This is a genomic window from Antarctobacter sp., assembly GCF_034670325.1.
Lineage (GTDB): Bacteria > Pseudomonadota > Alphaproteobacteria > Rhodobacterales > Rhodobacteraceae > Antarctobacter.
In genome coordinates, this window is the sequence record NZ_JAXMNR010000008.1 from 145,803 (window position 1) to 164,545 (window position 18,743).

19 protein-coding genes are annotated in these 18,743 nt (G+C 62.1%); 9 read left to right on the top strand and 10 right to left on the bottom strand.

The window, feature by feature from the left end; genetic code table 11:
- Positions 1 to 131 precede the first annotated feature (131 nt).
- From VOI21_RS19320 to VOI21_RS19340, 5 genes are read right to left on the bottom strand one after another with little or no spacing between them, the layout of a single operon-like run.
- Entirely contained in the window at positions 132 to 740 is a 609-nt protein-coding gene (locus VOI21_RS19320; RefSeq protein WP_323771596.1) for a flavin reductase family protein, read from the bottom strand.
- A gap of 8 nt (positions 741 to 748) precedes the next feature.
- The gene (locus VOI21_RS19325; RefSeq protein ID WP_323771597.1) at positions 749 to 1,357 is read right to left on the bottom strand and encodes a carboxymuconolactone decarboxylase family protein; all 609 of its coding nucleotides are present in this window, start codon (positions 1,355 to 1,357) and stop codon (positions 749 to 751) included.
- The gene (locus VOI21_RS19330; protein WP_323771598.1) at positions 1,357 to 2,553 is read right to left on the bottom strand and encodes a CaiB/BaiF CoA-transferase family protein; all 1,197 of its coding nucleotides are present in this window, start codon (positions 2,551 to 2,553) and stop codon (positions 1,357 to 1,359) included. Before VOI21_RS19330 ends, VOI21_RS19325 begins: the two co-directional genes overlap by 1 nt.
- Entirely contained in the window at positions 2,550 to 3,224 is a 675-nt protein-coding gene (locus tag VOI21_RS19335) for a glutathione S-transferase (protein WP_323771599.1), read from the bottom strand. The genes VOI21_RS19330 and VOI21_RS19335 overlap by 4 nt, the downstream gene beginning before the upstream one ends.
- Entirely contained in the window at positions 3,221 to 4,048 is an 828-nt protein-coding gene (locus VOI21_RS19340; protein WP_323771600.1) for an alpha/beta fold hydrolase, read from the bottom strand. The genes VOI21_RS19335 and VOI21_RS19340 overlap by 4 nt, the downstream gene beginning before the upstream one ends.
- A gap of 105 nt (positions 4,049 to 4,153) precedes the next feature.
- Between VOI21_RS19340 and VOI21_RS19345 the strand changes: the two genes are divergently transcribed.
- The 5 genes from VOI21_RS19345 (at position 4,154) to pcaF (ending at position 10,263) form a co-directional block, all read left to right on the top strand.
- The gene (locus VOI21_RS19345) at positions 4,154 to 4,612 is read left to right on the top strand and encodes a MaoC family dehydratase (protein WP_323771601.1); all 459 of its coding nucleotides are present in this window, start codon (positions 4,154 to 4,156) and stop codon (positions 4,610 to 4,612) included.
- Positions 4,613 to 4,696: 84 nt separating this feature from the next.
- Complete coding sequence (locus VOI21_RS19350; protein WP_323771602.1) at positions 4,697 to 5,758, top strand: acyl-CoA dehydrogenase family protein; 1,062 nt, start codon at positions 4,697 to 4,699, stop codon at positions 5,756 to 5,758.
- Complete coding sequence (locus VOI21_RS19355; RefSeq protein ID WP_323771603.1) at positions 5,755 to 6,954, top strand: acyl-CoA dehydrogenase family protein; 1,200 nt, start codon at positions 5,755 to 5,757, stop codon at positions 6,952 to 6,954. The genes VOI21_RS19350 and VOI21_RS19355 overlap by 4 nt, the downstream gene beginning before the upstream one ends.
- Before the next feature lie 8 nt (positions 6,955 to 6,962).
- Entirely contained in the window at positions 6,963 to 9,065 is a 2,103-nt protein-coding gene (locus VOI21_RS19360; protein WP_323771604.1) for a 3-hydroxyacyl-CoA dehydrogenase NAD-binding domain-containing protein, read from the top strand.
- Positions 9,058 to 10,263 (top strand): 3-oxoadipyl-CoA thiolase, encoded by a 1,206-nt coding sequence (gene pcaF, locus VOI21_RS19365; RefSeq protein WP_323771605.1) that lies wholly within the window; start codon positions 9,058 to 9,060, stop codon positions 10,261 to 10,263. Before VOI21_RS19360 ends, pcaF begins: the two co-directional genes overlap by 8 nt.
- 179 nt (positions 10,264 to 10,442) lie before the next feature.
- Here pcaF and VOI21_RS19370 read toward each other — a convergent pair whose 3' ends face one another.
- The 3 genes from VOI21_RS19370 to VOI21_RS19380 all read right to left on the bottom strand — a co-directional run bounded on the left by VOI21_RS19370 (position 10,443) and on the right by VOI21_RS19380 (position 12,998).
- Positions 10,443 to 11,285 carry an alpha/beta hydrolase gene (locus VOI21_RS19370; RefSeq protein WP_323771606.1) on the bottom strand — a complete coding sequence of 281 codons (843 nt, stop codon included), beginning with the start codon at positions 11,283 to 11,285 and terminating at the stop codon, positions 10,443 to 10,445.
- A 382-nt stretch (positions 11,286 to 11,667) separates the two neighbouring features.
- On the bottom strand, positions 11,668 to 12,285 hold the full coding sequence (pcaG, locus tag VOI21_RS19375) for a protocatechuate 3,4-dioxygenase subunit alpha (protein ID WP_323771607.1): 618 nt from the start codon (positions 12,283 to 12,285) through the stop codon (positions 11,668 to 11,670).
- Positions 12,285 to 12,998, bottom strand: coding sequence for a protocatechuate 3,4-dioxygenase subunit beta (locus VOI21_RS19380; protein WP_323771608.1), 714 nt, complete (start codon positions 12,996 to 12,998; stop codon positions 12,285 to 12,287). Before VOI21_RS19380 ends, pcaG begins: the two co-directional genes overlap by 1 nt.
- Before the next feature lie 323 nt (positions 12,999 to 13,321).
- Here VOI21_RS19380 and VOI21_RS19385 point away from each other — a divergent pair, with 323 nt between their 5' ends.
- The 4 genes from VOI21_RS19385 (at position 13,322) to VOI21_RS19400 (ending at position 17,282) form a co-directional block, all read left to right on the top strand.
- Complete coding sequence (locus VOI21_RS19385) at positions 13,322 to 14,293, top strand: MBL fold metallo-hydrolase (RefSeq protein ID WP_416358991.1); 972 nt, start codon at positions 13,322 to 13,324, stop codon at positions 14,291 to 14,293.
- A gap of 70 nt (positions 14,294 to 14,363) precedes the next feature.
- Positions 14,364 to 15,413, top strand: coding sequence for a TRAP transporter substrate-binding protein (locus tag VOI21_RS19390; RefSeq protein WP_323771610.1), 1,050 nt, complete (start codon positions 14,364 to 14,366; stop codon positions 15,411 to 15,413).
- A 52-nt stretch (positions 15,414 to 15,465) separates the two neighbouring features.
- Positions 15,466 to 15,954 (top strand): TRAP transporter small permease, encoded by a 489-nt coding sequence (locus VOI21_RS19395; RefSeq protein ID WP_323771611.1) that lies wholly within the window; start codon positions 15,466 to 15,468, stop codon positions 15,952 to 15,954.
- Positions 15,955 to 15,959: 5 nt separating this feature from the next.
- On the top strand, positions 15,960 to 17,282 hold the full coding sequence (locus tag VOI21_RS19400) for a TRAP transporter large permease (RefSeq protein WP_323771612.1): 1,323 nt from the start codon (positions 15,960 to 15,962) through the stop codon (positions 17,280 to 17,282).
- 122 nt (positions 17,283 to 17,404) lie between these two features.
- On the opposite strand, the gene VOI21_RS19405 is transcribed toward VOI21_RS19400, so the two are convergent.
- Both VOI21_RS19405 and VOI21_RS19410 read right to left on the bottom strand, forming a co-directional pair.
- Entirely contained in the window at positions 17,405 to 17,704 is a 300-nt protein-coding gene (locus VOI21_RS19405; protein WP_323771613.1) for a hypothetical protein, read from the bottom strand.
- A 62-nt stretch (positions 17,705 to 17,766) separates the two neighbouring features.
- The gene (locus VOI21_RS19410; protein WP_323771614.1) at positions 17,767 to 18,741 is read right to left on the bottom strand and encodes a TAXI family TRAP transporter solute-binding subunit; all 975 of its coding nucleotides are present in this window, start codon (positions 18,739 to 18,741) and stop codon (positions 17,767 to 17,769) included.
- Between the last annotated feature and the right edge of the window lie 2 nt (positions 18,742 to 18,743).

The following is an 18,743-nucleotide window of genomic DNA, read 5'->3' on the forward strand; positions in this document are numbered from 1 at the left end:
AATCGACGCTTCGACATATTGTGATTTTGCTTGTTTCCAAAGCGTGCCACTAAAACCAGACCGCTCTGCGGTTCACCGAGACTGGCCGCCGCTCCGCACCGTGTTTTCTCAGTGCATTGCGAAGCCGGACTTCATTCCTCCAGAACCGGGCGTGCCATCGAAAAGACGTCATCTGTGATCGCGTAGTCCATGTATCCCAGCCGTGAGAGGGGGCGAATGCGGGTGATGTCCAGCATCCCGTCGACGATCACCTCGTCCGCGATGTGGATGCCGACGACCTCGCCAAAGATCACTTCTGACCGGACTTTTGTGCCATCCCGCGCAGTCAGCGGCACGACGCGGTTCAGAACGCATTCCAACGCCACCGGAGACGCTGCGACCCGCGGCACGCGGACATTGCGGCACGCCGCTTTTTCAAGGCCCGCGCGTTCAAACTCATCAATGCCCGGCGCAAAGGGGGCCGAGGATATGTTGAGCGCGTCCTTTAGATCCGCGACCGCCATGTTCACCACGAACTCGCCGGTTTCCTCGATGTTGGACTGGCTGTCCTTGCGACCGGCGGATGAGAACATCACAAACGGCGGGACGCCCGACACGGCGTTGAAGAAACTGTAGGGGGCAAGGTTCGCGGTGCCGTCCGCCGACAGGCTGGAAATCCACCCGATGGGGCGCGGCACCACAAGGGCGGTCCATGGTGAATGGGCCAGACCGTGCTCTTCGCTTCTGGGATCGTAGAACATGGCTGTCTCTATTCTGCAGCGTCGCGGAGGGGGCTTTCCGGCAAGGCGGTCCGGGATGGGGGCGCACTGTTCAATTCGGCGGGAATGTGATCAGGCAATGGGATGCCGTGGGCGTTCAGCGTCATAGCGACCATCGAGTAGTAGCCCACAAGAGCCGTCAACTCGACCACGCCCAGAGAGCCCCATCGGTTCAGCATCGCGCCATAGGTTGCGTCGCTGACCTGTCCGTGTTCCAGCAACTCGCGGCTGAAGTCGTAGACTTCTCGCTCTTCTTCGCGGGTGAAGTCCGGCAATTCGCACAGCCGAACCGCTTCGATAACCTGTTCGTCCAAACCGGCCTCGCGGGCCGCGCCAGCATGGATCGTCCACTCCAGCTCGCTGTTCCAGTGGCGGCCGACGACAAGGATGGCCAGTTCGTTCAGATCGCGCGGCAGCGAAGTCTCGTACCGTAGCACCTGACCCATGGCCTGCCACCGGTCTGCGAGCGACGGGTTGTGTAGGGCCGCGCGGAGCGGCCCAACCAGAGTGCCGCGCGGGCCGCTGATGATCTTGTCGTAGACCGCCTTTTGGGCGGTGTTCATCTCATCCGGGCCGGGCAGTGGGATACGGGGTGTCATCAGTCGTTTGCCTCCGTCGTCAGGCCCAGTTTTGCCAGAACTTCATCGGTGTGTTCGCCCAGCAGCGGCGGGGGCGTCTCAAAGCTGAGCGCCGACCGGTCGAACCGCATCGGGCTGACCACCGAAGGCACGGTCCCTGAAAGCGGATGCGGCAGGTCGCGCAGCATCTGACGGTGCTTCACCTGTTCCTCGGCAAAGACCATCGGCACCGTGTTGATCGGCCCGCAGGGCACCTTTTGCGCGCCAAATATCTCGATCCAGTCGGCAAGGTCCCTTTCACCGAGCTGCGTGCAGATCAGCGGATGCAGGGTGTCGAGGTTCTTTACCCGCTCGCGGTTGGTGGCATAGCGGTCGTCCTCGGCCAGATCGGGTCGTCTTATGGCCGCGGCAAAGCGTTGGAACTGTTCGTCGTTACCGACGGCCAGCACGATGTGACCGTCCCGCACCGGGAACACGTCCTGCGGCTGGATGTTGGGGTGCTTGTTACCTCGCCGAACCGGGGTGTCGCCGGACACGAGGTGGTTCATGGCCTGATTGGCCAGCATCGCCGTGGCCACGTCCAGCATGGCGATGTCGATGGTCTCGCCCTTGCCGCTCTGGGTGCGCTCCGCGAGGGCCGCCAACACCGAAATGGCGGCATACATGCCCGTCATGATGTCGACGATGGGTATGCCAACCTTTTGCGGCCCGCCGCCGGGGGTGTTATCGGGCGCGCCGGTCACGCTCATCAATCCGCCCATGGCCTGAATCATGAAGTCATAGGCCACGTCCTTGGCGCGCGGACCGTCCTGTCCGAAGCCAGTGATCGAGCAAAAGATCAGATCGGGGTTTATGGCGTGCAGGTCATCCGGGCCGAGCCCGTACCGCTCCAGTGTGCCGACCTTGAAGTTTTCCAGCACGATGTCGGATTTCGCCGCCAGTGCCTTGACCGTCGCCTGCCCCTCGGCAGAGGCGATGTCGATCTCGACCGATTTCTTGCCCCGGTTGACCGACAGGTAATAGCCGGACTCGGCGGTCTGGTTGCCGTCCTTGTCCTTCATATAGGGAGGCCCCCATTTGCGGGTATCGTCGCCGACACCGGCCCGTTCGACCTTGATCACCTCGGCCCCGAGGTCGGCCAGAATTTGACCGGCCCACGGCCCCGCCATGATCCGGGAGAGGTCCAGCACGCGAATATGTTTCAGAGGTCCAGTCATGAGGTCGTCCCATAGGTAAAAGAAGGCGTGGCATCTGCGGCACCGGCGGGCCCGTCGCCATCGTCGACAATGGCGGTTGCGGCCACTGAGGGGCGCTGTGAGACCTCGGCGTACCAAACGGCAAGGCCGGGTAGCGCGGGTTTCCAGCCGCAATCGGCATAGCGGAAGTCAAGTTGCCCAAGCGCGCAGACCACCGAGATATGGCCCAGCCCGAAACCGGTCTGCGCCAGTTCGGCGCTTTCCTTTTCAAGCATCGCGAGGGCGGCGCGGGTCTTGGTCTCGAATGCCGCTAGAATGACCGGGTCGGCATGGTCGCCGCGCCCACGTTCTGTGCGCCACAGCAGCAGGATATCGGTCAGCCCGTCGCCGAGAGCCTGCCAGCGCAAGTGCTTGATCCGGGCGTCCGGGTTGTCGGGCAGCAGATCGTCGCGATCGGCGCGCGTGATCAGGTATTCGCAGATCACCCGGGAATCGAACAGCTTGCGGCCGTCTTCGGTGATCAGGGCGGGGATCTTGCCCAGCGGGTTGTCCTTCAGGATCTCCGGGTTTGGTGGCGCGGCAAAAACGGCGACCGAGCGGACGCGTTCGACCGCATCGGTCAGGCCGCATTCTTCAAGCACGATGTTGACCTTGCGGACAAAGGGTGAGCGAGGGGACCAGTGCAGTTTCATTGGGACGTTCCCCCCGGGAGGTTATTTAGAAAGGCTTGTAGGATCGCGGTAAAGGCCTCGGGCTGTTCAAAGCAGGGCACATGGCCAGCACCGTCGATGACGTGCATTTCAGAACCTGCGATGGCAGGCTTCAGTTTGGTCGCCATTCCCTCGGGCATCGCGCCGTCCTGCGCCCCTGCGATCAGCAGGGTCGGGCAGGTGACCCGTGCAAGCTCTGCCGCAAAGTCGTAGTCTTTCAGGGCTGTCGCGCAAAGCTCGAAACCCTCGAACGGCGTGGACGCGATCATTCGGGTGAGCCGCGCTCGTAGGTCAGGGCCGGTCCCATCGGTCAACCATCGGCCCACCGTGGCGGCGGCAAAGGCGTCCATGCCAGAGGCGCGGGCGCCCTCGATCCGTTCGGCCCATCCCGCAGCCCCACCCGGCGCCGTCTTGGCCTGCCCGTCGGAAAAAACCAGCGCGTTGAACCGATCCGCCGCCACGCTGTGCGCGGCAAGCCCAGTTGGCACGCCCATCGACAGGCCGACATAAATCCCGCGCTCCACGCCCGCCGCATCCATGACTGCCAGCAGGTCGCCGCCCAGAGTGTCAAAGTCCACCGGGCCGGCGTGCACGCCTGACCGACCGTGCCCGGCCTGATCATAGCGCAGAATGCCATATCGTCCGGCCATCGCTGCAACCTGCGCGTCCCAGATCGACAGGTCTGTCACAAGGGAATTGCCAAAGATGACCCAGGGCGCGTCGTCCGACGCGGGCGGGATCGCCTCTGCGTGCAGGTCATAGCCGCTGCGTGCGACCGTTATGTTCCGGAAAGGGGAGTCCTGCATTGTCATCGCTCTTGTTTGTCTCCGGTGTCGTTGACCTCATTAAAAGCTAGTTATATAGTTTTTTGTAGAAGGTGCAATTGTGATTTCTACAAAAGGGGGCATTGGATGCTCAGTTTGCAAACGCCTGAAGGGTTTAAGGATCATGTCGGCGCAACTTTGGGACCCACCAACTGGCGGCGTATTTCCCAGTCTGAAATCAATACCTTCGCCAAGGTGACGGGCGACGATCACTGGGTTCATGTCGATGTCGAAAGGGCTGCCCGCGAAGGTCCGGGCGGGCGCACGATTGCCCATGGCCTTTATGTCTTGTCGCTGATCCCGGAATGGCAGCGGTCGCTGTTCCGGATCGAGCGGCGCGGCGCCGGGCTGAGTTATGGCTATGACCGGGTGCGTTTTGTTGCGCCGATCCCCGTGGATACCCCAATCCGTCTGATCCAGACCGTGACGGCGGCGACCCCTCACAGACTAGGCACGCGCGTGTCGTTGACCTCGACCATCGAGCGGGAGACCCCCGGCAGTACCGCCATTGTGGCCGAGGCAATCCTTTTGATCGCATCCGGGTGATCCTTTGGGACGTGGTGACATCGCGGTTGACATTTATAATAATCTAGTTTTATAGCTCAATTGAAATATTGGGAGACTGCCCGCATGTTGCAAGAGCCAGACGATCCGGCCGAAAGCATCCGGATGCTGACCGAAAGCGCGAGCGCCATGGTGCCGCCCGACGGGTCGCTGGACCACATTCGCGCAGCCCGGTTCACAAATCCCGGTTTCCCCCGTGAGAGGTGGGCAACGCTGGTCGAGATGGGCTGGCTTCACTTGCGTCTCAGCGAAGATGCGGGCGGTCTTGGCCTTGGGCGACGCGAGGCGGTGGCGCTGTCGCGTGTGCTGGGCGGAGGGCTGGTACCCGAACCTTATCTTGCCGGGCTCTTCGCGCTTGACCTGATGGCGGCGGCGGGATGCCTTGAGGATATCGAGCCTGTCCTTGAGGGCGCGTCAATCGTCTTTCCCGCTTGTCAATCGGCCTGCGACTCGATGGATCCTTTGGCCGGTGTGAGGGTATCGGGTGGCCGTCTGACGGGCGAAAAAATAGCCGTCAGCGCAGGGGCCGACGCCTTTGCCGTCACCACGGCGCAGGGCCTTGCCCTGCTGCCCCGAAACGCCCCCGGTCTGTCCATCGAACACATGACAATGCATGATGGAACGTTCCGCGAAAGACTGACCTTCGTGGATACGCCTTGCGACCTCCACGCCTGCGACGCGATAGAGGACAGCCTGCACGACGCGATGCTTTTGCACGCGGGCTATCTGCAAGGTGCTGCCGAGCGCGCCTTTGACATCACGCTCGATTATCTGCGGACGCGTCGACAGTTCGATGTGGCCATCGGCAGTTTTCAGGCGCTTCAACACCGCGCGACAGAGGTCAAGGTGCAGTTGGAACTGGCGCGGGCGTCGATTGACGCGGCGGCCACCGCGCTGGATCTGGGCAAAAGCCCGACCCGGATGGCCGTCTACCGGGCACGTGCCCGGGCGGGCGGGTTGGCGCGGTTGGTTGCGCGGGAAGCCGTCCAGATGCACGGGGCCATCGGCTATACCGACGAGGCAGACATTGGTCTTTATGTGCGCAAGTTGATGGTCGAAGCCGGTCAATTTGCCCCCGAATACCGCCTGCGCGCGGCATTCATGGACCAGAGGGAGGCCGCTGAATGACCGCCACTATGGATGATACCCCGCCCTTTATTGCCGACCATCCGCCGCACCCCGACTTCAACGCCATGACCGACGCGGCGTTTCGTTTGGTCGTCCGCGAATTTGTGGAAAGCCACTATCCGGATATTCCGCGCTTTGCACAGCGGCGGCTCCGCTGGCCCGAGGTGCGGCCTTGGTACGCCACGCTGGCGCGCGCCGGATGGATCGCGCCCACCTGGCCGCAAGAGTTGGGAGGCATGGGGCTTGGCGCGGGCAAGCACCTGATCCTGATCGAGGAGTATGAGCGGTTCGGCTGCGCCCGGGTGCACGACATCGGCACCGTCATGCTGGCCCCTCTGCTGATGCAATACGGCACGCAGGCGCAACAGGATTACTACCTGCCGCGCATCCTGCGGGGAGAGGATGTCTGGGCGCAGGGCTACAGCGAACCCGGCGCAGGATCGGACCTTGCCGCGCTGCGGACATCAGCGGTGCGTGATGGTGACGAATGGGTGATCGACGGGCAAAAGACTTGGGTTACGCTGGGGGCCGATGCCAACATGGCCTTTGTCCTCGCCCGCACCGACAAGTCGGTGAAAAAACAGGCCGGGATCAGCTTTCTGTTGGTGCCGATGGACGCACCGGGTGTCACCGTCCGGCCCATCGAAAACCTCGAGGGCCATGCCGAGTTCTGTGAGATCTTCTTTGACGCGGTGCGCATCCCGGCGGGCAACATCGTGGGTGAGGTCAATCAGGGCTGGACGATGGCCAAGGCGTTGCTGGGGCATGAGCGTGTCTTTATCGGCGCGCCGCGCCTGTCGGCCAATGCGCTTGGGCGGCTCGAGGCATTGGCGCGGGCCAACGGCACATGGGACGACCCGGGTTTTCGTGATCGCTTTGCCGCGCTTGCGATGGACCTTGGCGACTTGAACGACCTGTTCGAGACTTATGTCCAGCGGCTGCGCACCGGCGCGCCAATCGGGGCCGACGTGGGCGTTCTCAAGATCTTTCAGAGCGAACTCTACCAACGCATCTCCGAAGAGTTGATGCAGGTCGCTGGCAGTCTTGCCGGGGGGCGGCTGGACGAAACCGGAGACAGCCGTCTCGACGCGGCGGGGACGTATTTGGCCGCGCGGCCGACCACGATCTTTGGTGGCTCGACCGAAATCATGCGCAACGTGCTGGCGCGGGCCAGCCTGAACTTGCCAAAACATTGAGGGTTGAAATGACTGAGGTCAAAAGCGTCGTCCGACTCGCGGTCCGGGACGGCATCGGGATCATTACAATCGACAATCCGCCCGTAAACGCAGGGTCCACCGCCGTTCGGGCGGGGGTGCTGGACTGTTTGGCAGAGGCCGCGCAGCAGGACCTTGGCGGGATCGTGATTATCGGGGCAGGACGCAGCTTTGTTGCCGGGTCCGACATCCGCGAATTTGGCGCGCCACTGGCCGCCCCCGAACTGCCGCAGGTCATCGCCGCGATAGAGGACAGCCCGCACCCCGTCTGCGCCGCAATCCACGGCGCGTCCCTTGGCGGTGGGTTCGAGCTGGCACTGGGGTGCGACCTGCGCGTCGCGGCCCCCGGTGCCGTGCTGGGCCTGCCGGAAGTCACCCTTGGCATGGTCCCCGGTGCAGGCGGCACCCAGCGTTTGCCCCGTCTTACCGGGCTGGCCGAAGCGATTGCGTTGGTCTGTTCGGGGCGCCGAGTGAAAGCGCCCGAAGCGTTGAAGCTGGGTATGATCGACGTTTTGGCCGACAGCAGTGAGGCAGAGGACCTGATCGCCGCCGCCACCGCAGCGATCCGGGCCGCGCCCATCAAGCGCCGTCTGCGTGATCTCGCCGTACCCGCCGCCGACCCCGAGGCCGTAAAAGCGGCCGAAGCCAACGCTCTCCAGCGCGGGAAGGGACGGCCCAACGTGGCCGAAGCGATCCGGCTGGTCAGGCTGTCCGCCGACCTGCCCGCCGAAGAGGCGCTGATCACTGAACGAGAGTCTTTTCAGCAGTTCCGGTTGCAGGAAGAGGCCTTTGCCCTCCGCCATCTGTTCTTTGCCGAACGCGCCGCAACCCGGATCGACGGGTTGGACGCGACGCCGACGCAGGTTATGCGCGTCGGGCTTGTCGGTGGTGGCACGATGGGGCAGGGCATTTGCCGCGCAGTTCTGGCCGCGAACCTTCCTGTCACGTTGGTCGAACGGGACGCAGAGGCGCGCGACAAGGCCGCAGCGGCCATCACAGAGGCGCTGGATGCCAGCGTTGCAAAGGGCCGTCTGAGCGCCGAGGCTGCGGAGCAGCGCAAAGCGCTGTTGTCGGCAAGTGACAGCATGGCCGACCTTGCGGAATGCGATCTGGTGATCGAGGCCGTGTTCGAGGATATGGCGGTGAAGAAGGAACTCCTGACCACCCTTGATGGTATCCTGAAACCCGGCGCGATTTTGGCGACCAACACGTCCTATCTCGACATCGACGAGATGGCCTCTGTGACCTCCCGCGCGGGCGATATCGTCGGTCTGCACTTTTTCAGCCCCGCTGACATCATGAAGTTGCTTGAGATCGTCCGCACCGGCGACAGTTCCGACCGCACGATGGCCACAGCTCTGGCCTTTGGTAAGAAACTGGGAAAACAGCCGGTGGTTGCAAGGGTGGCCGAAGGGTTCATCGGCAACCGGATCTACGCCGCCTACCGCCGCCATGCCGAAAATTTGATCGAGGACGGCGCAACCCCGGAAGAAGTCGACAAGGCCGCGACCGAGTATGGCTTTGCGATGGGGCCGTTTGCGGTAGGCGACATGTCTGGCCTCGATATCGCGTGGAACATGCGCAAGCGGCAGGCCGCGACCCGCGATCCGGCGGCGCGCTATGTCGATATCCCCGACCGGCTGTGTGAGGCCGGGCGCTTTGGACGCAAGACGGGGGGCGGTTATTACGACTACGACAGTGGCAAGGCACAGCCTTCGCCCGCCGCCTCTGCAATTATCGACGCGGCCCGCGCCGACAAGGGCATCACGCCCCGGACGTTCACCGCGCAGGAGATTCAGGACAGGCTGCTGGGCGCGATCCTGAACGAAGCGGCGCTGGTCCTGAAAGAAGGCGTTGCGCAACGTCCCGGCGATATCGACGTGACGCTGGTGCATGGCTACGGCTTTCCGCGCTGGCGGGGTGGTCCGCTCTGGTGGGCCTCGGGTGAGACGCCCCAGCGCGTTGTTGCGATGATGGAGGCTGTCGCACAGGCCGCCGGTCCGGCATCCGCGACCGGCGATGTGGACGCCATGCTCGCCCCTCTAAGGGCCGAGCGCGAAGAGATTGAACAAAGGAAATCCGGCCATGCGTGACGTTTTCATCTGCGACTACATCCGAACCCCCATCGGGCGTTATGGCGGTGCCTTGTCCACGGTCCGGGCTGACGATCTGGGGGCGGTGCCGCTCCGCGCCCTGATGGCGCGCAACGGCGGGGTCGATTGGGCCGCGGTGGACGAGGTGATCTTTGGCTGCGCCAATCAGGCGGGTGAAGACAACCGCAACGTCGCGCGCATGTCTGCGCTGTTGGCAGGCCTGCCCGAAACGGTGCCCGGCACGACGATGAACCGGCTTTGCGGGTCCGGCATGGACGCGGTGATGACCGCCGCTCGGGCGATCCGGGCCGGCGAGACCGAGTTGATGATCGCGGGCGGCGTCGAAAGCATGAGCCGCGCGCCCTTTGTCATGCCCAAGGCGGACTCCGCCTTTTCGCGGCAGGCGGCGATCGAGGACACCACCATCGGTTGGCGTTTTGTCAATCCGTTGATGAAGGCGCAATATGGCGTGGATTCGATGCCCGAGACTGCGGAGAACGTAGCCGAAGATTTCGGCATCAACCGCGAGGATCAGGACGCATTTGCGGTTCGGTCGCAGCAAAAGGCAGGGGCGGCTATGGCCAACGGTCGGCTGGCGACCGAGATCACCCCGGTCAGCATCCCGCAGCGCAAAGGCGATCCGCGCATCGTTGACAGTGATGAACACCCGCGCCCCGACACCACGCTTGAGACGCTGGCCAACCTGCGCGCACCCTTTCGTGCGGGCGGGTCGGTCACGGCCGGCAATGCCTCGGGTGTGAACGATGGCGCGGCGGCGCTGATCCTCGCCTCCGAGGCGGCGGCAAAGGCGCATGGGCTGACCCCCATCGCCCGCGTGTTGGGCGGGGCGACTGCCGGTGTTCCACCACGCATCATGGGCTTTGGTCCGGCCCCGGCCTCGAAAAAGCTAATGGCACGGCTGGGCTTGTCCCAGTCCGATTTCGACGTGATCGAGCTGAACGAAGCCTTCGCCAGCCAGGGCCTCGCCACGCTGCGCGATCTCGGCATCGCCGACGACGACAGCCGCGTGAACCCGAATGGCGGCGCCATCGCCCTTGGCCACCCTCTGGGCATGTCCGGCGCGCGGATCGTCGGCACCGCAGCGCTGGAGTTGCAGGCGACGGGAGGCAAGCGCGCGCTGTCGACCATGTGTATCGGCGTAGGGCAGGGGATCGCATTGGCAATAGAGGCGGTGTGACCGTATCGGTATAAGCCTGTGAGCTAGAGGACGGCGGTATCTTGGACGTTTCTGCCGTCCACCGAACTTGAACTTTTTGTCAATGATTGTTCGGTCATGGCAGGGTTTCAAATCATAACCGAATGTCCATGCACATCACGCGATTTTGGCCGCGATCCTTAAGGATAGCGGCCAAGTGGTCAAACTGACCCCAGTTCAGTCCCTTTTTGCGACAGGCGTTTAACCCAGACCGCCAGTGCCTTCGCCACGGGTTCTGGTTGCTCTGGCAACAGGGCGTGGCCTGCATCGGTGATGACTTCACACTCAGCTTTCGGCCCGATTGTGTCGCGCAGCGCGCCCAGTTCCGGAGGCGGCGAGATCACGTCTTGTGCCGCGCCCAAATAGAGCGTCGGGTGATGGTCGGCCACCCGTATCCAGCCCTTGTCAGGGGTTTGCTGCGCCGCGCGCCGCTGCGCTGCCGAAACCTCTGGCCACCAACCGTCCAGCCAGACCGAGGCATCCGCCCCCGGCGCGAAATAGACGTTTTGCAGGTGTTTCAGACGCTCTTGGTCCTGCAACGTCATGTCGAAACTGGCAGAGATCGACGCCTTGACATGGTCGGGTACGGTGTTGGTCACAATCGCGGCGACAAGCGCCACGGCGCGGGTCAAATCGGGCCGGTCATGGGCCAGCACGCGGGCGACCCAGTTGCCTGCCGCATGGCCCACCAGAACAGCGGGGGCGGCGCTTTCGGCCTCGATGATGGCGGCGACATCTGCCGCCATCTCGTGCAGCGTGTCCGTCTCTTGCAGGGGCGCAGAGCCTTCGATTCCACGCGGTTCCGGCAGGATCAGACGCAGGCCCGCCCCCATCAGATGGGGCAGGAGAGCATCGAAATCCTCGGTCCCGCGCCCGAGCGAGGGGATCAGGACCACCGCTGGTCCGTCGCCGCAGACCCTGTAGACGGTGTCGACGCCATACCGTGTCAGGCGTTTTGTGGTGATGCTATGGTCAGGCTTTGGATCTGAGGTGTTGGATTTCATGATCTTTTTCTGAAGATTTAACAGGAAGAAGGACAGCCCCGGTCAGGGCGGGTCGATGCGGAAAATAGCACCGAAACCGACAATGGCACGACGGGTGATATCGCTCGGCAGCGTGTGTCATTCCAATGGCCGCCTACCTGTTACTTTGATCGGTGACATTTCCGACGAGGACTGGATCAAGATTTGAGGCTTTTCCAGCGTGAAGCAATTGCCGTTGCTGGGCGTGCGGTTCAGACTGACGGGCTTCGACGAAGTCGAGGCGCGGGTCGATCCGGCATCGGCTGGACGTGTCGAGGTCGGTCATGGACGGCGGTTTCGGCCTGACCCGGTTGCAGGACCAATGCCCTCAGAGCAACGCCGCCCGATGACCGAGTGACACACCTCACGTCTCGAAAAAGGGTGTTTCCTGCCCCCTTGGTCCCCGCAGAAGAATGTCGAACCCATAGGATTGCACGCCATCGACGATGCCATCATCGCGCATGACTAGCATGGGGCGCAGGTCTTCGGGCAGCACGCACAGCACGGGGTCCGTGGCATTCTCTGCCGCATGGTCAGGGAAGAAAAGTGTGGTTTCCGCTGTCCGCATCAGTCCGATTCCCATCACGATGATATTCAGGTGCGGCGCACGTTTGAGGCCGTTCTCGATGTAGCCAGCCGGTCGGATGGAGTGAAACGAATAGGCCCCTTCGCCAGTAGACCATGCCCGTCCCCAACCAAGGAAATCCGGATCGGCTTTGTCCGCCTCTGGATCATCGGGATGACGGAAATGACCAGTGGAATCGGCTTGCCAAAGTTCGAGAATGGCATTGGCCACTGGCTCACCGCCCTCACGTCGAACCGTGCCGGTCAGGGTGAAGGGCGTGCCTTTTGTTGTGGGGGTGGCATCAGCAGCGACACGCGTCAGATCGTTGTCGCCGGGCTGGAAGTAGTCCGCCGGAAAGAACGGGCCGATGGTGTGCTGCGACAAGGGAAACCGACGTGTTTGATTTGGCTGGCTCATCATGCCTCCGGGGTTGCGGCGCGTCCGCGCAGAACGATGTCGTGGTGAAAGCCGAGATGGTCGACGCCAACCTCTGCGGGATGCAATTGCTTGGCGATCAGGCGATCACGTGCTGCCGGGTCTCCGACCGAGTGCAGAATGCGGTCCCAGTCGTTCAGGGGATCGCCGGGAAAGTACATCTGCGTCACAAGTCGAGACATTGAGCTGGGGCCAAGCACCGAGAAATGGATGTGCGGCGGACGCCACCAAGTGTCCTTGACCGGAACCGGGTAGGCACCGGGCTTGATCGTCAGGAACGCATAGCCGCCGTTCTCGTCCGAGCGCACACGGCCATGACCAAGGAAATTGGGATCAAGCGGCGCTTCGCGATTGTCGAGAGAATGGGCGTACCGCCCGGCGGCATTCGCCTGCCACAGTTCGACGATGGCGTTCGGGATGGGGCGACCATCCTCATCCAGAATGCGTCCGGACACCAGCATGAGCGCGCCTTGCGCCAGCTTGCCTGTCGCACTCGAGGCCAGATTGCTGTCGCCACAATGCATTTTGCGCCAAAGATCGGCAGGGCCGGTGGCCTCGGTGCGTGTGACCGGTCGACGATACAACGTCTGCGACGGCGTGTGCGTCCAGGTGTTCGTATAGCCCTCGATTGGGACACTGGGCTGCACGCCCTCCGGCCATGGATCATACATCCGCGTGCCTGCATCGTTTCTCATGCCTTGGGTCTCCTCCCGAAAATCAATGGCAAGCCTGCTTTGCCGGGGTGTCTGGCCCACGGCGGAGCCAGACAGTGAATACGAAATGCAATAAGCTATGTTTATAGCTTTAAGTCAAGGTGACTCTCTGTGGCATTGTGACCAAGGCGCGATGGTCGGCGCGTCCCGCAGCAGACCTGTTCGGGCGTTGGGTTGAAGATTCCAGTTGTGTAATTTTAAAACACTAGCTATATGACTTTTACAGATGATTGGCGACCGACGTCCATTCGAGTGCGGCATGAACGTACCGGATTGCGGCCGCATAGCGAGCGGGGGGTGGTCGAATGATTTCAGTCACAGCGAATCGTATGCGTACTTTGATGGTGGGCCTTGCGCTCTCTGCTGGCATTGCTGGTGGGGCATCGGCGCAGTCGCTCTTCGACGGCTGTCCATCAGGACCGGTCATGGAGCGGTTCGCGGAATTCGGACGGACAGGGCAGATGCCACGGGATCTGGGCCGCTGGCTCAACACGCCTGATGCACAATATGTCGCGCCTTGGTCGCCGTTTGACAACGTCGACTACGTCGGAATCTGCTGGGTCTCCGCATGGCTGATCCATACGGATGAGGGCACAGTCCTCATTGACACGCTTTATGGCCCGTTCCAGCAGACGCTCCTCGAAAATATCGAGAAGACCGGCACCGACCTTGCCGACATCAAGTATGTGCTGATGACCCACGGGCATTTCGATCACGTCGGCGGGGCGGCGGGGCTGAAGCCGCTATTGCCAAACGCCAGGTTCGTGATGACCCAAGGCGGCTGGGACGAAGCCCTCGGATCTTCGGCGGCGTCCAAGGGCGGCTCGCGCGCGTGGGACATGATCGAGGCCGATATGGTCGTGTCTGATGGCGACGAAATCACGCTTGGCGGCAATACGTTTGCAGTGATCGAGACCCCCGGCCACACTTGGGGCACAGCCTCATATCTCTATGACGTCAAGGATGGCGACCAGACCTATCGCGCGATCACGATTGGTGGTCTCGGGCTGAACGCTATTGAGGGACCAACCCAGGTCGAGGCCTTTATCGAAAGCGTCGACCGCGTGCGCGCCTTGGTCGCGGCGCGGGACATGGGCGTCGACGTCCACCTGACGACCCACGGGTTTTCGAACAATCTGGACGAGGACCGCCAGAAACTCGCAACCCGTACACCGGGCGAGCCAAACATCTTTGTAAACCCGGACGGTCTTATTCAGCAGATCGAAGCTCTGCGTGCCGGTGCCGTCGAACGACTGGCAATCGAACAGAACAAGTGAGCGTGTCGCAAAGCACCGGGTCTGGACCGTCGGTGCCATCATGAATTGTCTTTCTGAGGAGGAAACCCAAGTGACAAAATTCAACCCGTCGCGCCGTCAGGTTCTTGCCGGTCTCGGCGCTGTCGTCGCAACGCCCGCTCTGGTGGGGCGTGCTTCGGCTGCCGAAGTGACCCTGCGCCTGCACCACTTCCTGCCGCCGGTCGCGCCGATGCACTCGAAGTTCTTTGAGCCTTGGGCCGCAGAACTAACCGAGGCGTCGAACGGCGCCATCGAAGTGCAGATTTTCCCGTCGATGCAGATGGGTGGCAAGCCCCCGCAACTGGCCGATCAGGTCAAAAAGGGCATTGTAGACATCGCTTGGGCACTGCCGACCTACACGCCCGGCCGTTATCCGGTGGCTGAAACCATGGGCCTGCCGTTCATGGCCAAACACGCCGAGGAAACATCGGTCGCGTTGCACACGCTTATGGACGAATTCGGCGGCGACGAATTTGCCGGCATGAAGCCGCTGGCATTCTGGAGCCACGACGGCGGCAAACTGCACATGCGCGACAGCGCCGTGCGGACTGCCGACGATCTGGTCGGCAAGAAGATCCGCAGCCCCAATGCGGGCATGGGTGAGCTTCTTGCGTCGCTTGGAGCCGAGCCGGTGTTCTTTCCTGTGACCGAGATGGTCGTCGGCCTCAGCAACGGTGTCATCGACGGCTGCTGCCTTCCGTATGAGGTGGTCCCGCCCTTCAAGCTTCAGGAACTGACCAAGTTCTCCTGCGAGGCAGCCCCCGGTGCGCGCGGCCTTTACGCGAACACTAACGTGTTGCTGATGAACCAAGCCAGCTACGAGGGCCTGTCGGACGACCTGCGCGGCGTGATCGACGCAAATTCCGGCATCGACCTGTCGCGCCGTATCGGCAAGACCTTCGACGCGTTCGAAGCAGTCGGTCGTGGCATGGTCGAGAAGGAAGGCAACGAGATTGTCGAAATCTCGACCGAGGAAGTCGCGAAGTGGGCGGACGCGGCGCAGCCGGTCTACGCCAACTGGGAAGTCATGCTGAACGACAAGGGGCATGACGGCGCGGCCATTCTGGCACGGGCAAACGAATTGCTCGATCAGGCTGCCTGAGATGTCCCGCTGGTCGTCGATTTGGCCGCAGCAAGGGGGGAGCAATCCCCCTTTGCATGTCTGGATGGAGCGGCTGGCCCGTCTCCTTGCCGCGCTTGGCGGGTGCGTCATGTTCGGCGTAGCGCTGACCGTGGCGGTGTCGGTCGTGATGCGGAACCTTGGACTACAGGGCGTTCGCGGCGACTTTGAGCTGGTCGAATTGTCCTGTGCCTATGCTGCGGGCCTGTTCCTGCCGCTCTGCCAATTGCACCGGGGGCATGTCGTGGTCGACCTGTTTACCAACTGGCTCCCGACGCACGTGATCGCAGGGATAGACTGGGTCTGGCTGCTGCTGTCGGCTTTGGCTTGGGCGGCGCTCTGTTTCTTCACCGTGCACGGCCTCACCGAAATTCGCGACTATGGCGACCGTACGATGCTGCTGTCCATCCCGGTCTGGTGGGCCTTTGTGCCGGCGGTTCTGGGGCTTGGCGCGTCCAGCGTCATTGCATTGGCTCAGGCATTCTTGTTGCCGCGGGCAACGACACTTCATTCAGGACACTGAGTACCGTGGACCCAACAATCATTTCCATCATCCTGGTCATCGTCCTTCTGGGAGCGATCCTCTTGCGTGCGCCTATCGGTCTTGCCATGGGGGTCGTCGGAGCGGCTGGCTATATGGTCTTGTCCAGCCCCGCAGGTCTACAGGCCTACCTGTCGACGGCATGGCCCGACAAGTTTCTGTCCTATGACCTTGCCATTGTGCCGCTCTTCATCCTGATGGGGCATCTTGCGACACGCACCGGCATTTCTGCGTCTCTGTTCTCGGCCTCAAACGCCTGGATCGGCCATTGGCGTGGCGGTCTGGCCATGGCCGCCGTGGCGGGCTGCGCTATGTTCGGCTCGATCTCGGGGTCTTCCATCGCGACGGCCTCGACCATGGCCAAGGTCGCGTTGCCCGAGATGAAAAAGCACAACTACAGCGGTGCGTTGTCGTCTGGCGCTCTGGCCGCTGGCGGCACGCTGGGCATTCTGATCCCGCCCTCTATCGTTCTGATCATCTATGCCCTTCTGACCGAACAGAACATCGTCAAACTGTTTCTTGCCGCGACCATCCCCGGTCTTCTTGCGGTGCTGGGGTTCATCATCGCCATCGGCATCTACGTTCGGATCAATGCGGATGCAGCGCCTCTGCAAGAACGCGCCAGCCTCAGCGTCCGACTGCGCAGCCTTGGCAGCATCTGGCACATCGTGGGCGTTTTCATAATCGTTCTTGGTGGGATCTACGGCGGCTTTTTCACCCCGGCAGAGGGGGCGTCGATCGGTGTTGTGCTGACCGCCGCCGTTGGTGTGTTCAACCGCACCTTGACCGTCGGCGCGATGGTCGAAAGTCTGGTCGAGACTGCGGCGACCAGCGCCATGATCTTCGTGATCATCTTCGGTGCCGATATCTTCAACGTCGCCATGGCCCTGTCGCGTATGCCGACGGAACTTGCGGACTGGTTCATTGCCGCCGAGATCGCGCCAATGACTGTTCTTCTCATGATCGTGGGATTTTACCTTGTCATGGGATGTGTGATGGACAGCCTGTCGATGATCGTTCTTACAGTTCCAGTGTTCTTTCCCACGATGATGAGCCTTGATTTCGGCCTTTTGCCGGAACAGCAGGCGCTCTGGTTCGGCATTCTGACGCTGGTCGTGGTAGAGTTGGGCATGATTACGCCGCCCGTCGGTATGAACCTGTTCATCATCTCTGCCATGGCAAAGGACATCCCGACTGCGCAGATCTTCCGCGGAACAGTGCCGTTCATCGCGTCGGAATTTGTTCGCATCGCTTTGCTGATCGGCTTTCCCGCGCTCAGCTTTTGGCTGGTGGATATCTGGTCTGGCTAAGGCGGTACGACAAGTCGATCGGGACTGATCGAAACCTGGGGGCCGAACAAGGGCTACTGCGTCGGTCCATCTTTGCAGACCTTTCTGGAAGCTGCTTTATGCCAGATGGACAACGGCTTTGATCAGCCCCCTTCCCACACGCCGATGCTGGCGGTTTCCCTGATTGGGGGCGCCGCCAATTTGAAGGCCTGTCGGTCCCATTCGGCCCGGATGTGATCCAAGGCGGCCATTGCGTTGACCTTGGTCTCCCAGACGGCAACAACCGTCCAGCTTCCGTCCTCGTTGGGGACATGGGCCGTACTGACGAGCCCTTCGATCTGATGCGGGCGGATATTGGCCCTCATCTCGGCCTCGAAACCTGCTTGACCGGCCTCTGTGTTGAATTCGGGCGCCAGCCGGTAGGTGGTTCTGCGGATGAACATGTTTCGCATCTTTCACATTCAGGAAAGTTCGGGGGCCAACCAGTGGCCCCCGATAGAACGGCTTACTCCAGTGCGCCGACTTCGCGGTAGTAACGCTCTGCGCCCGGATGCAGCGGCATCCCGGCCAGCGATTGAACCGCAAATTCAATCGACAGGGCCTTGGCCCAGGGCGCATCGGACGAGATGCTATCGACATTGTCCCAGAAGGCCTTGGTCACCTGATAGACCGTCTCGTCGTCCAGATCGGCACGCACACCAATGCCGACAGCGGTGTCATTGGACATCACGGGGCCGTCATTCACCTGATTTTTGTAAAGACCCGCGGGGATTTCGGCACGGTAGCGGAAGTTGCCAAGGAACTTGTCCACGGCTTCGCCGGTGTGATCCTCTGGCCCGATAAAGCGGATGGACTCGGTTTCAGTGAACTGGATGAACTGCTGACAAGGGTCGATGCAGCCGTTTACATACATTTCGACCTTGCCGTCCTGAAACGCCTGATAGCCGGTGGCCCAGTTGGCCGTGATCGCCTCGTAGTCTTCGCCAGCCACAAGACCCGTGGTCGCCTCGATCCAGCCCTTGGCCGCATTGAACGCGCCGCCACCTGCGGGTCCAAGGAAGACGGTCGAACCTTCGATGTCATCCAGCAGCCGGATGTCGCTGTCGCCGCGCACGGCATAGTGATACTGGCCGTAAGGGAACCACATCAGCAGGGCGAGGTTCTTGGAGACGTCAGCAGCGTCGGCCTCTTTCGCGTACATGGCCTTTCCGGTGGAGATGAAGTTGTAGATGGTGGGAGACACCATGTACATGTCGAGGTTGCCGCGCGCGGCTTCGATCTGGTGCAGCGTGGCAGCACCGCCGCCAGCGACCTCGATCTGCACATCGTCCAGATTGCCATTCACCACGTTGGCAAAGGTGGCCATGGTGATGGCCTGGCCAAGGCTGGGCTCAATGGTCGCCATTTTCAGCGTTGTGTCGGCGGTGGCAAGGCCGGGGATAGCCAGCGCAGCGACGGCTGCAATCGTAAAGGTCTTCATGT

Excerpts from the sequence above, each read along its gene's own strand:
- VOI21_RS19320 (WP_323771596.1), bottom strand. The coding sequence starts at position 740 with ATGTTCTACGATCCCAGAAGCGAAGAGCACGGTCTGGCCCATTCACCA.
- VOI21_RS19325 (WP_323771597.1), bottom strand. The coding sequence starts at position 1,357 with ATGACACCCCGTATCCCACTGCCCGGCCCGGATGAGATGAACACCGCC.
- VOI21_RS19330 (WP_323771598.1), bottom strand. The coding sequence starts at position 2,553 with ATGACTGGACCTCTGAAACATATTCGCGTGCTGGACCTCTCCCGGATC.
- VOI21_RS19335 (WP_323771599.1), bottom strand. The coding sequence starts at position 3,224 with ATGAAACTGCACTGGTCCCCTCGCTCACCCTTTGTCCGCAAGGTCAAC.
- VOI21_RS19340 (WP_323771600.1), bottom strand. The coding sequence starts at position 4,048 with ATGCAGGACTCCCCTTTCCGGAACATAACGGTCGCACGCAGCGGCTAT.
- VOI21_RS19345 (WP_323771601.1), top strand. The coding sequence starts at position 4,154 with ATGCTCAGTTTGCAAACGCCTGAAGGGTTTAAGGATCATGTCGGCGCA.
- VOI21_RS19350 (WP_323771602.1), top strand. The coding sequence starts at position 4,697 with ATGTTGCAAGAGCCAGACGATCCGGCCGAAAGCATCCGGATGCTGACC.
- VOI21_RS19355 (WP_323771603.1), top strand. The coding sequence starts at position 5,755 with ATGACCGCCACTATGGATGATACCCCGCCCTTTATTGCCGACCATCCG.
- VOI21_RS19360 (WP_323771604.1), top strand. The coding sequence starts at position 6,963 with ATGACTGAGGTCAAAAGCGTCGTCCGACTCGCGGTCCGGGACGGCATC.
- pcaF (WP_323771605.1), top strand. The coding sequence starts at position 9,058 with ATGCGTGACGTTTTCATCTGCGACTACATCCGAACCCCCATCGGGCGT.
- VOI21_RS19370 (WP_323771606.1), bottom strand. The coding sequence starts at position 11,285 with ATGAAATCCAACACCTCAGATCCAAAGCCTGACCATAGCATCACCACA.
- pcaG (WP_323771607.1), bottom strand. The coding sequence starts at position 12,285 with ATGAGCCAGCCAAATCAAACACGTCGGTTTCCCTTGTCGCAGCACACC.
- VOI21_RS19380 (WP_323771608.1), bottom strand. The coding sequence starts at position 12,998 with ATGAGAAACGATGCAGGCACGCGGATGTATGATCCATGGCCGGAGGGC.
- VOI21_RS19385 (WP_416358991.1), top strand. The coding sequence starts at position 13,322 with ATGATTTCAGTCACAGCGAATCGTATGCGTACTTTGATGGTGGGCCTT.
- VOI21_RS19405 (WP_323771613.1), bottom strand. The coding sequence starts at position 17,704 with ATGTTCATCCGCAGAACCACCTACCGGCTGGCGCCCGAATTCAACACA.
- VOI21_RS19410 (WP_323771614.1), bottom strand. The coding sequence starts at position 18,741 with ATGAAGACCTTTACGATTGCAGCCGTCGCTGCGCTGGCTATCCCCGGC.